The organism is Methanoregula sp. (genome assembly GCF_002835825.1).
Taxonomy (GTDB): Archaea; Halobacteriota; Methanomicrobia; order Methanomicrobiales; family Methanospirillaceae; genus Methanoregula.
In genome coordinates this window covers 1-10,851 of the sequence record NZ_PIZH01000032.1, presented here as the reverse complement: position 1 = coordinate 10,851, position 10,851 = coordinate 1, and the positions used below count along the sequence as shown (strand labels likewise).

The following is a 10,851-nucleotide window of genomic DNA, read 5'->3' as shown; positions in this document are numbered from 1 at the left end:
CACTTCAGGATCTGAGCTGGACCGCGTTTCTGGTTGGCAACGTTCCGTCTTCTTCTTCACCCCGGACTTTGCAGGCTTCTTGGCAGGTGCCTTCTTCTCGGGCTTTGCCCCGGCCGGTTTTTCTGCCTTGGGCTTTGCAGCCGGCTTCTTTGCCGGTGCTGCCTTCTCTTCGGCCTTGGGCTTTACTGCTGCTTTCTTTGCAGGTGCCTTCTTCTCTTCTGCCTTCGGTGCCGGCTTCTCCGACTTTGCTTCCTTCTTTGCCGGAGCCTTTGTCTTGGAGGCCGCAGGCTTCTTCTCTTCTGTCTTGGCCGGTGCCTTCTTTGCCTTGGCCTTTACCGTCCGGGCGTTGAGCACTTTAAGACCGGCTGCAAGTGCTGCATCCTGAAGGGCAACACGCTTTTTGTCGCCGACAGTTGCAGAGATCCTGACTGCCTGGGTCTTGGGATCGAGTCCTTCGAGTTCCTTTGCCGTGGAGACCAGTACCTCGAAGAATCCGCTCGGGTGCATGCCGCGTACGGCCACAGGGCTTCCGAATCCCGGCTTGGGCATTGCGCCTTTTGCCTTCTTCTGCTCCCTCTGCTTGTTGTGCTGGCCGCGGGGCTTTCTCCATGAGTCGGAGAGCTGGCGTTTCTTGCCGTATCCGTCGCGTTTGAAGCGTGCACCCTTCTCAACGCGCACCTTGATCAGTCGCTTGACTTCTGTTGCCATTGACTTCAACCCCTCTGGACCATGTAAATGCCATCCTGGAACACACGCGGATCGCGGTTGCGGATGTGGCAGGCATGCTCAATGTTCGCTGCCGAATTTCCAACCAGTTCGCGGTCAATGCCGGTAAGGACAACTTCGTCGTTTGCGACTTTGGCCGTCACACCAGTCTCAATCCGTGCGGAGCGGGCTTTCTTCTCACCAAGGAAGTTTGCGATCTCAAGCTTGTTACCCTGGACCTTGAGCTGAATGGGGAAGTGGCTGTACACCACTTTCATCCGGTACTCGAAGCCCTCGCTGACACCGCGGATCATGTTCTTGGTGTGCGCCTCAAGGGTGCCTACCATCGAAGTGATCTCTTTTCTTTTGGATTCCGTGGAGATGGTGACTTCCTTTCCGTCACAGGTTATCGTGACCTGGGGGAAACGGACATTCCGTACCAGTTGTCCCTTGGGACCTTCGATCTTAAGCCGGGTACCTTCGAGCTGTGCCTTGACGCCGTCGGGAATTTTTACCTTACGTACTGCTGTCATCGTCACACCTCTAGTACACGTACCCGAGCAGTTCGCCGCCGATGCCCTCTTTCCGGGCCTGCTCGTGGGACATTACGCCACGGGAGGTCGAAAGCATCAGGAGACCGAAGTTCTTGCCGGGGAGATACTGTTTCTCCCAGTATTCCATCTCGTCCAGCTGGACGGAGAACCGCGGGGTGATGGCACCGCAGCGGTTGATCCTGCCGTTGAGGGTGACTTTGAGCTGTCCGCCCCTGCCATCCTCGACAAACTCGAAGCCGCCGATATACCCGGCGTCCTGCATAATGCGGAGCATCGCGCCGAGGAGCTTGCTTGCGGGTTCAATAGTGCAGACTGCTTTTCCGGTGTCGCCTGCATTCTTCAGGGCACACATTCCGTCTGCAATGGTATTCGTTCGTGTCATTTTTGCTCACTCCTCAGCTCATCTTCTTGAAGCCCATCTTCTGGGCCCACTCACGGAAGCACTGCCTGCAGAACATGATATGGTACCTGCGTACCAGTCCCTGCTTGCGGCCGCACATCTTGCATTCGTTTGCACCGCGACCGTAGATCTTCTTCCTTTCTCCAGCCATTAGCGCACCTCTGCCTGGTATTTTTCCTTGAGGAACGTGATCGCATCCTGCTTGCTGACACGCTGCTTTGCCGGGAGTTTCTTCTGCTCCTTGCGCCTGCGGGTGATCCGTATGCCTCTGCGTTCGAGCACGACGTTGACGTCCATACCGTAGATACCGATCTGCGGGTCATAGGACTGTCCGGGGAAATCCGTGTGCTCCTCGATACCGAATGAGAAGTTCCCGCTCTTGTCGAACTGGCTCTCAAAGATCGTCTTCTGGACGATGGTAAGTGCCGTTGCGATAAAATCCCTTGCGGGCTGACCACGGAGGGTGACCTTGCAGCCGATAGGCATGCCTTTCCTGACAGAGAAGGCCGGCTGGGTCTTCTTGGCAATGCTCCGGATCGGGGTCTGCTTCGTGATGGCCTTCATGATGTTCTCGGCTTTCACGAGCTTATCGCCGGCCTCGCCGACACCCATGTGGACGACAACCTTGTCGATGTAGATATCGCGCATCGCGGTCATTCTTCATGCCCCCATTTCGCTATCGCGGGGGTCTGTTTACCCACCATGTAGATGTAGGGAGCAATCGTGTCGAACTTCGTCCCGGTCTGCTCATCCTGGAGGATGATCTTGTTCGGGACAGAGCCGGGCATCTTGATGATGTCAACGATCCGTGCAACGTTACCGGAATGCTTGCCGCCGATAATCATTGCCATGTTCCCGACAACGAAGGGGAAGTGGTCAACAATCTTGAACCGCGTCTCGGACTCAAGCGAGACCACAACGGAGTCCCCGGACTTATAGGTGTTATCCGCAAGGATGTTCGCACCATCGCGGAGGTTCAGCTGGACCTTGCCGCCGGTAATCGTTGTCTTGTTTTTCACCTTGCACAGGCGGGTCTTGGCTGCTTCTGCATCGATCTCGACCGATACATGCCGGCCGTTCCTGTCGCGCAGGATACGGTAATACTTGTTGATCTTCGGCAGGGCGATGATATCGAAGATGCCGACGCCCATCTTGGGGTCGCGGCAGGGTCGCCCGTTGACAATGGCATCCTTCTGGCCGAGGATCTGCTTGACCTCTTTCATGTTCCGTGCGAGCTTCATGTGGTCACGGAGCCAGACGGCAATCGGCATCGCGTTCGCATTGTGCGGACCGGGTGCGGTCTTGGTGATGAACGTGTTGGCCTTCTTGGCAATGTGCCAGGATTCCGGTGCGTTGAGTCGCTTCAGGTGATCTGACATGGTTTAGGCCTCCCCGAGTTTTGCAACGCGGCGCTTGTCGTCAAGCTTGAGCTTGGTCAGCTGGACGTTGGAGGGGTCGATTGCGCGGGGCACTTCGGTCCCGTCTGCCTTTGTTGATGAAACGCCGTGGACAATGATCTTTGATTTTGCCGTGTCCACTCCGTCAACAACGCCTTCGCTTCCGGCAAAGTCACCGCGGGTCACCTTGACGGTGTCGCCCTTGACGACGCGCAGCGTCTTCTTCTTGTACTGCTCTTTCAGTGCGTCTGAAAGGGGTGCATTGAGGAACTTGGTCCTCACGTGGGAGGGTGCTGTGTAGCGTGCCTTCCTCTGTTTTCTTGGCTGTTCGCTTGCAATTCTTGCCATCGTGCACACCTCAGACAATGATTGTTGCCATGGAGCCGAGCTTCGGGAAGCGCTCCGCAACTTCGCGGGCTACCGGTCCCTTGATCTCGGTCCCCTTCGGCTCGTTCTTCTCATCAACGACTACGACAGCGTTGTCATCGAATGAAACCCGTAAGCCGCTGGGCCTGCGCATCTCCTTCTTTGCGCGGATAACGACCGCACGCACCAGTTTCCGGCGCATGTCGGGTGTGCCTTTCTGGACACTGGCGGTACAGAGATCGCCAAGACCCAGCTTGGGCTGGCGGCGCCTGACACCGTGGTAACCGAAGACAGAGATGATCTGGACTGTCCTCGCGCCGGTGTTGTCGGCGCATGCAAGCCTCGTCCCGGTCGCAAGCGACCTCGGCGTCTTGGACTGCTTTGCCTTCATGGCTTCTGCACCTCCACAACGACGAATGTCGTACTCTTCGAGAGCGGGCGGCATTCGGCAATCTTCACCATGTCACCAGCCTTTGCCCCGATACAGGCAGGGCTGTGGGCATGGATCTTCGAGCTTCTCTTTTCATACCGCTTGTATTTGCGGACGTAGTGCATGTAGTTCCGTGCAACTACGACCGTCCCCATCATGCGGTCGCTCACGACTTTACCGGTGATCACCTGGCCGCGCACCGGTAAAGTGCCGTGAAACGGACAATTAACGTCCTTGCACTCCTGCTGGGGTGCCTGGACGTCCAATCCAATGTTAAGTGCCATTATGGTATCCTCTTCTTTTCGTGCAGGTTGATCCTCTTCTCAGGAGCCAGAACCATCACGGACCCGTCTATCTCAACAGTTTCCCTGCCGGGAAGGCGCACAACAAAGGTGCTATGCGCCTTTTGGATGCGGCGGACCCCTTTTGGAGTCTCGATCACGAGCAGGTTCCTTGTCTCATCGATGACGCGACCGGAAAGTCCTCTCTGGTCTGGATTTGCAGCTCCTGATACCAGAATGTCCAGCCCGATCAGTTCATGACGGAGGACATTCTGGGGAGAGATCATGCAGTTCTCCTGCGGTTCTGCTCGGTCATCATACGGGCAATGGTGCGCCGGAGTTCGCGGATGTGACCGGGATTCTCGGTCGCACCACCGGCACTGACCTTGCCGTAGTGCTGGACGAGCTCCATCCGGAGCTTGCCCATGTTTTCCTGCAGTTCCACGTCAGAGAACTGCTTCACGTCCTTGGCCCTGAATAATGCCATTACTGTTCCTCCGCGAATTCCTCATCGGGAAGCGCTGGCTCTTCCGTGTCAGCATCGCTGACCGGAGTTACACTGGCATTCTGGGCGGGTCGCTTCTTCTCCTGTTCGATAATGGAGAAGTGGTCGGGCAGTTTCGCGCCGGCCGGGACCAGCTTGACCTGGACGCCGATGACACCGAGTTTCTTGACGGCCACTGCGTAGCCCTTCTCAACAATCGTGTTGCTCGGCTCGCCGCAGTGCTTGATGTACCCTTCGGTGAACTTCTGGGTACGAGCACGGGCACCGGTGAGTTTGCCGGCAATAACGACTTCGCATCCGAGTGCACCCGAGTCCATGACCCTGCGCAGGATGCTGGTTCCGGCCTTCCGGAAGTACCAGCCGCGTTCGAGGGCATTGGCCAGCCTTTCCGCCATGATCTGGGCGTTGAAGCTGGGGTTGTTGACCTGCTGGACCTCGATCTGCGGGGATTCGACACCGTAGTTCTGGGCAAGGTCCTGGGTGAGCTGGTGGACCAGCTTGCCACCCTTACCGATGACGATACCGGGTTTCTCGGCAAAGATCGTGACCTGTGTCCCAAGGGGGGTGCGGGCAATATCCATACCGCCATACCCTGCGCGTTTCAGTTCCTTGGACAGGTACTTCTCGACGCGGGCTTTCCTGACACCCTCAGCGATGAATTTTCTCTCTACTGCCATTATGCCACCTCGCGGACGATGATCTCGAGGTTTACGGACTCGCGGACCTTGGGTGTCGCACGTCCCATTGCGCGGGGGAAGAATGCTTTCTGTGCGCGACCGCGGTTTGCGGAGGCGTGGATGATCTCGAGGTTTTCTGCATCAAGACCAATATATTCGGCATTCTTCTTGACCGACTCAAGGAGCCGGATATATTCCTTCGAAGCCTTGACGGGGTAGCGTCCTGCATCCCAGTTGCCGGGGAGACCGCGCTTGTGCGCAACATTCCGGTTGAAGTACCGGAACGGCACCGCCTTCTTCAGCTTGACAACATCGTTCAGGTACGCGATCGCGTCGTTGACCTTCTTGTTCCGGATGAACCCGGCAATCTCGATCGAGTGCTTGGGAGACATGTTCAGCTCGTTGGCCTTGGCCCGCGCAACCGTGTCGCCCTTGGTTTTATTGGAGTAATCAATGCGTGCCATGACCATCACTTCAGCGGAACATACTTGCTGCCTCTGGTTGCACCGATACCGGCGCTTCCGTGAGTAACCCTCTTTCTTGTCAGGGCGAATTCCCCGATGTAGCGGAAAACCGACTCCGGCTGGAACTCTACCTTGACAAACTCCTTGCCATTGTAGATCTCGATGGTCTTGCCGATCATCTCGGGCATGACGATCATTTCACGGAGGTGAGTCCGGATCTTCTCGTCGCCATCGCGGATCTTCGCGAGGAGCGTTTCTTCACCGCGGGAGAAACCGCGGGTAATCTTGCGGCGCGGACGGGCGGGCATCAGGGGGAGGAGTTCTGATATCCCCATCGCCTTGAGCTCGTCGATCTTGTAGCCGCGATAGGTGAACTCCTCACGCCGTCTTGGCATTCTTTTCTGAGTCTTCTTTGGTGCTGCCATTTACCCATCACTTCCTGCTCTTACCTGTCCTGCGTGCTGCAATGTGTCCGACAGTTCTTCCGGGAGATGTCCCGCGTGCAATAGTCTTCGGACGACCGGGGTGCTGGTGTCCACCGCCACCGAACGGGTGATCGATGACGTTCATTGCGACACCACGGACGCGGGGCCAGTTGGCTGCGGTGTTGTGCATCTTGTGGTACTTGTTGCCTGCTTTGACGAACGGCTTCTCGACACGGCCGCCACCGGCTACAATTCCGATGGTTGCACGGCAGCGTGCGTTGAACCATTTCGTCTTGCCGCTGGGCATCCGGATGCCGACGCGGTCTTCTGCCTTGTCGACAACGACTGCCTGTACTCCCGAGGAGCGGACAAATTTGCCGCCATCATTCGGGCGGGCTTCAATGTTGCAGATGTAGGTACCGGTCGGGATGTTCCCGAGCGTGAGCGTGTTACCGTTCCGGATTTCACCGGTTGCGGCCCAGGTAACGACGTCCCCGAGGCCCAGGCCTTCGGTAACGAGCATGTAGACCTTCTTTCCGTCATCGAGCTTTACGAGGGCGATCGGTGCATTCCGTGCCGGGTCGTGCTCTATGTCAATGACCGTGCCGGTGATCTTCTGCGTGTCGTCACCGATGTGCTTCAGTTCAGCCTTGTAACGGTGGGATGGTGCACGGTATGTCGGGCCTCCCCTTCCGCGGGCTTGTGTGGTGATTCGATGTCCCATGTTTCCCACCTTACATTATACCGAGCCGGCTGAGGATCTCCTCGGCGGCCTTCTCGTTCTCAAAGCTCACGATTGCCTTCTTCTGGCCGTGGGTGTTCATGAGCGTCCTGACGCTCTTGACTTTCTGGCCGAAGGACTTCTCGATCTCTCGCTTGACGTCGTCCTTTGTCGCCTCGCGGGTGACAAGGAACTGGAGCTTGCTCTGGTTCTCGAGGAGAACCATCGCCTTTTCCGTAACAAACGGGTACTTGAGGGTCATTTACCTTCCCTCCAGGCGGATCAGTGCAGCTTCGGTCCAGACCGTCAGGCGTCCTGCCTGCATGCCGGGAGCGAGGTGCTCGACATTCAGCTGGTCGACCGTGACAACGTCGACACCAGAGAGGTTCCGGGCTGCTGTCAGTGGTGTGTCTGCGGTGACAATCAGGAGGCTCTTCCTCTGCTTGAACCGGCGGCCACGCATCTTGCCTCTCCCTGCCTTGACTTTCCTGCTGTCCTTTGCCCGCTCAATGTCATTGTAGACACCGATTGCGGTCAGGGCGGAGATGACATCCTTGGTCTGTGCGAGGGTCTCGAACTTGTCCTCGAATACTACCGGGACAGCGCCTTCGAAGACATGTCCCCTGCTCCTGAGGAGCTCGGCGCTGATGCTTGCAGCTACCGCTGACCGGAAGGCCTTCTGTTTCTCTTTCTGGTTGATCTCCTTGATCAAAACCTTCTCAACCTTCGGCGGGTGTGCCTCACGACCACCCTTTGCCTGAGGGACCTTTGCTGCGCGGGATCCGTTCCTGATACGGGGGACGTGGGATGAGCCGCGACCGCTTCCCCAGCCGACTGCTGACGAGCAGATGCCTGCATACGGGTATGTCCCGTGGGGCTGCCTGCGGGTGCTCTGGAGCGCCATGACTGCTTTCTTGATCAGATCGGGGCGGTAATCCTCGGAGAAGATTGCCGGGAGTTCGATGTCCTTTGCGACACCGCCATCAATTGACTTAACCTGTGCTTTCATCTCTGATCATCCCTGCTTGCTCTGGACGCTCACGAACTGGATTGTCGGCATCCTGACGACATGTTCTCCCTGGCGGATTGCGGGCCTGATACGGATCAGCCGCTTGACCGGTCCGGGAATGGATCCCTTGACGAGCACGTACGGGTTCTTGAGCACACCGTAGTGGAGGAATCCACCGGCAGGCGTAATCTCGCTTGCGTTCTCGCTGACCTTGAGGATACGCTTGTTGAACTCGGTACGCTGCTGGTACCCCAGCTGACCGATCTGCGGGACTTCCCAGCGGATGTGGTGGGGGTTCCAGGGTCCAAGGGTACCGACATGGCGCTTCTTGCCGCCGACCGCGTGCTTGCGCTTGCGCAGTGCAACACCCCAGCGCTTGACTGCGCCCTGGGTGCCCTTACCGGTGGTGATTGCCGTAATGTCTGCATAGGCACCGGTCTGGATGACGTTGCTTAACCCGACTTCCTTTCCGAGGAGTCCCCGGGCAAACTCGAAGAGCTTCTTGATGTCTGCACCGCCGACCTTGATCTCCATGAGGTCGGGGACTTTCTTCGGTACACCGGACATTGCTGCCGGCTGGGTGTAGGCAAGTGCATAGATCTCGGCAACCGTGCCCGCGGCAACGGCATCCGAGAATTTCTTTATGGCTGCATCCCGGTCGTATTCCTTGGGCAGGTTGATACGGCGCCCAAGGACGCCATCGAGCTGTTCTGCCCAGAGTTCGGTGAACGCGTGTTTGCCGTAGGTATCCTTGCTGTAGGCGCGGATCGCTGCTACTTTCATTGCGGGGACTTCGATGACGGTGACGGGGACCATAATTTCTTTGCCCTCGGTCGGGCTGCTCTTGTGGTCGTCCACCATGACAACGTGCGTCATACCCACTTTATATCCGGCAAATCCCTGGAGGATCGGTGCTCCCTCGACTGAGGGCCACGACTGGTATTTCGGGATGTGGCTCTTTGCGCGCTTTCTCGGGCTGAATGCAAGAGAGCCACGGCGTGGTCTGTTGATTTTTGGCATGTATTAATCCATCCTGACTTTTGCGTGTAGGTTGTTCTCATTGCGACACGTTTGAGAGATTCATCCGAGACTTTTCCAAAACCTTTGCAGGTTCCGGATGCCAACACGCGACGGGAGAAAACGACGGGGCAGTTCAGGCGGTGCAGGGGATCCTTTTTGGATACGCTGCACTGCTGACTGCGGACGAATTTCACCCGTATCGGATTTGCGCAGGGGATATGTCCCACTGCTCTGCCGGTGTGCACCAGCATTCCTGTCTCGCGAAAGAAGATCCTGACAATGGCGCATCTTCGTTTGGTCGTACGACCTCACGAAGAAGGGGCTCGTTGCACGAACGTTCGCCCATGCGCCTGATCAGACCCACTCTGTCAGCCTGTTGTGACGAATCACAACTCCTTCTCGGGATAACCCCGTTGTTACACGGGGATCCACCAATCAAGGTTTTCCCACGGCAGGACCCTCACTCCAGTGTCCGGATGTATGGTCCCGCCGTTCCCAGAACGGGCATGCCCCCGTCGGGGGGATATGCTTATCTGGAGAGGATAACCTCCTATCGGCTTCCATAATTATTGTAGAAAATAGCATATAAATATATGCCAGCATTTCAGGAGAGCAGGGAAATTCAGTGACGGACGTGTCGCCCGGCGTTATCCGAAATATAACTCTCCCTGGTCAGTTATGTAAACGATGATATCTTCACAGACCACCCGGGCCTTGCATGCCTGTGCCCGTGACTCACGCAGCCGGTTGATCAGGGAGATGGTATCATATTTTACCTTGATATTGATCTTCTCGGCCTCCCCGAAAATGATTGCAGGGACATTGAAAAGATCGGTGCCGGACGGGATGGTGCAGAGATGCGTTGCATCGAGCGTGTAAAGGAATTCAAGCGTCTCCTTTGCGCGGCGGATATTCTCCATCGCACTCTTCTCGATCGTACAGACATTGGCCTTCGACGTTGAGATGATGTCAGCGATCTGCTGCTGAGTCAGCCCCTGCTTGCGGTACCGCAGTACCTCCATCTGGCGTTCGGTAAGCAGTCCGTCCTTCATAGTAACACCTTCACAACCGGAACTTAAACACTTTTCGTTAACTTTCCCCGGATTCGGGGGAACCCACAAGGCTTCATGCCGGTGGAGTTCCCCCCAGTACAACAGTTCAGGCATCTGCATGTCCGCAAATCAAACGGTCGCGCAGGAGGTTTAGGGGGGTCACAAGGGTACAACATGATCCCGCCAGACCCGGCCCATATGGAAGATTATCACCGGAAATCGTTCATTTTTTTACGGGCAGTATTGGCCGGGATCCCGTTTGTACCCATGCGACCCCCCGCTCGACGTACTAAAAATACTCCTCACAATGTCTACATTTACGAGGGAGTTTTGAGTGTTTTCAGTGAAGGCGCCGTGTGGGGGGTCGCATGGGTACAACAAGGTCTTCAGGGACACAGGTTGAAATCCCCCACCCGGAATCGCAAAAAAAACCTGCTGGAACAACAGGTCCGGCAACCGCGCTGAAATTCAGAGCAATAATTCCCCATCCAGCTTGAGGGCAGACTCCGGTTTGCTGCACCCGGATCCGGAAATCCGGGCGCCGATCCGGGCTCCGGCCCCTTGGGGGCAGGCGAAATCCATTCCCTGCTCCGGCAACAATCCCTGCGCAGGTGAACCCCGGATTCCTTGTTTTCCGACGAGAGAGGACATTTCAAAATGTTTATAAGAATCCCTTGTCATAACTACGTGCTATAACATTTTCGAGGTGAAAATACATGGTTGTTAAATTAGGCGTTGCCAAACTCGGCAACATTGCAAGTGGTGTAATGGCAGAGCTCCTTCTCGACGAGAGAGCAGACCGTGAAGATATGCAGACATTCATGTCGACCAGCGGAACGAAACTC

20 protein-coding genes are annotated in these 10,851 nt (G+C 56.6%); 1 reads left to right on the top strand and 19 read right to left on the bottom strand.

The window, feature by feature from the left end; all coding sequences use genetic code 11:
* The 19 genes from CW742_RS02335 to CW742_RS02245 all read right to left on the bottom strand — a co-directional run.
* The coding region (locus CW742_RS02335; RefSeq protein ID WP_292415991.1) for a 50S ribosomal protein L32e at positions 1-708 on the bottom strand (708 nt) is incomplete at its 3' end.
* Positions 709-713: 5 nt separating this feature from the next.
* On the bottom strand, positions 714-1,238 hold the full coding sequence (locus CW742_RS02330) for a 50S ribosomal protein L6 (RefSeq protein ID WP_292415989.1): 525 nt from the start codon (positions 1,236-1,238) through the stop codon (positions 714-716).
* Between the two features lie 10 nt (positions 1,239-1,248).
* A complete protein-coding gene (locus tag CW742_RS02325; RefSeq protein ID WP_292415987.1) occupies positions 1,249-1,641 on the bottom strand; it encodes a 30S ribosomal protein S8 in 393 nt (130 codons plus the stop codon).
* Positions 1,642-1,654: 13 nt separating this feature from the next.
* Positions 1,655-1,810, bottom strand: coding sequence for a 30S ribosomal protein S14 (locus tag CW742_RS02320; RefSeq protein ID WP_292415985.1), 156 nt, complete (start codon positions 1,808-1,810; stop codon positions 1,655-1,657).
* A complete protein-coding gene (locus CW742_RS02315) occupies positions 1,810-2,316 on the bottom strand; it encodes a 50S ribosomal protein L5 (protein ID WP_292415983.1) in 507 nt (168 codons plus the stop codon). The genes CW742_RS02320 and CW742_RS02315 overlap by 1 nt, the downstream gene beginning before the upstream one ends.
* Positions 2,313-3,038 (bottom strand): 30S ribosomal protein S4e, encoded by a 726-nt coding sequence (locus tag CW742_RS02310; RefSeq protein WP_292415981.1) that lies wholly within the window; start codon positions 3,036-3,038, stop codon positions 2,313-2,315. Before CW742_RS02310 ends, CW742_RS02315 begins: the two co-directional genes overlap by 4 nt.
* A 3-nt stretch (positions 3,039-3,041) precedes the next feature.
* Complete coding sequence (gene rplX, locus CW742_RS02305) at positions 3,042-3,404, bottom strand: 50S ribosomal protein L24 (protein ID WP_292415980.1); 363 nt, start codon at positions 3,402-3,404, stop codon at positions 3,042-3,044.
* A gap of 10 nt (positions 3,405-3,414) precedes the next feature.
* On the bottom strand, positions 3,415-3,813 hold the full coding sequence (locus tag CW742_RS02300) for a 50S ribosomal protein L14 (protein WP_015286599.1): 399 nt from the start codon (positions 3,811-3,813) through the stop codon (positions 3,415-3,417).
* Positions 3,810-4,136, bottom strand: coding sequence for a 30S ribosomal protein S17 (locus CW742_RS02295; protein WP_292415978.1), 327 nt, complete (start codon positions 4,134-4,136; stop codon positions 3,810-3,812). Before CW742_RS02295 ends, CW742_RS02300 begins: the two co-directional genes overlap by 4 nt.
* A complete protein-coding gene (locus tag CW742_RS02290) occupies positions 4,136-4,420 on the bottom strand; it encodes a ribonuclease P protein subunit (RefSeq protein ID WP_292415976.1) in 285 nt (94 codons plus the stop codon). Before CW742_RS02290 ends, CW742_RS02295 begins: the two co-directional genes overlap by 1 nt.
* Positions 4,417-4,620 carry a 50S ribosomal protein L29 gene (rpmC, locus tag CW742_RS02285; RefSeq protein WP_292415974.1) on the bottom strand — a complete coding sequence of 68 codons (204 nt, stop codon included), beginning with the start codon at positions 4,618-4,620 and terminating at the stop codon, positions 4,417-4,419. The genes CW742_RS02290 and rpmC overlap by 4 nt, the downstream gene beginning before the upstream one ends.
* A complete protein-coding gene (locus CW742_RS02280) occupies positions 4,620-5,315 on the bottom strand; it encodes a 30S ribosomal protein S3 (protein ID WP_292415972.1) in 696 nt (231 codons plus the stop codon). Before CW742_RS02280 ends, rpmC begins: the two co-directional genes overlap by 1 nt.
* Entirely contained in the window at positions 5,315-5,779 is a 465-nt protein-coding gene (locus CW742_RS02275; RefSeq protein WP_292415970.1) for a 50S ribosomal protein L22, read from the bottom strand. The genes CW742_RS02280 and CW742_RS02275 overlap by 1 nt, the downstream gene beginning before the upstream one ends.
* 5 nt (positions 5,780-5,784) lie before the next feature.
* Positions 5,785-6,204 (bottom strand): 30S ribosomal protein S19, encoded by a 420-nt coding sequence (locus CW742_RS02270; RefSeq protein WP_015286605.1) that lies wholly within the window; start codon positions 6,202-6,204, stop codon positions 5,785-5,787.
* A 7-nt stretch (positions 6,205-6,211) separates the two neighbouring features.
* Positions 6,212-6,928, bottom strand: coding sequence for a 50S ribosomal protein L2 (locus tag CW742_RS02265; RefSeq protein ID WP_292415966.1), 717 nt, complete (start codon positions 6,926-6,928; stop codon positions 6,212-6,214).
* Between the two features lie 10 nt (positions 6,929-6,938).
* Complete coding sequence (locus CW742_RS02260) at positions 6,939-7,187, bottom strand: 50S ribosomal protein L23 (RefSeq protein WP_292415964.1); 249 nt, start codon at positions 7,185-7,187, stop codon at positions 6,939-6,941.
* Positions 7,188-7,934 (bottom strand): 50S ribosomal protein L4, encoded by a 747-nt coding sequence (gene rpl4p / locus CW742_RS02255; RefSeq protein ID WP_292415962.1) that lies wholly within the window; start codon positions 7,932-7,934, stop codon positions 7,188-7,190.
* Between the two features lie 6 nt (positions 7,935-7,940).
* Complete coding sequence (locus CW742_RS02250; RefSeq protein ID WP_292415960.1) at positions 7,941-8,954, bottom strand: 50S ribosomal protein L3; 1,014 nt, start codon at positions 8,952-8,954, stop codon at positions 7,941-7,943.
* Between the two features lie 647 nt (positions 8,955-9,601).
* Positions 9,602-10,006, bottom strand: coding sequence for a Tfx family DNA-binding protein (locus CW742_RS02245; RefSeq protein ID WP_292415958.1), 405 nt, complete (start codon positions 10,004-10,006; stop codon positions 9,602-9,604).
* 716 nt (positions 10,007-10,722) lie between these two features.
* On the opposite strand from CW742_RS02245, the gene CW742_RS02240 reads away from it, so the two are divergent.
* The coding region (locus CW742_RS02240; RefSeq protein ID WP_292415993.1) for a F420-dependent methylenetetrahydromethanopterin dehydrogenase at positions 10,723-10,851 on the top strand (129 nt) is incomplete at its 3' end.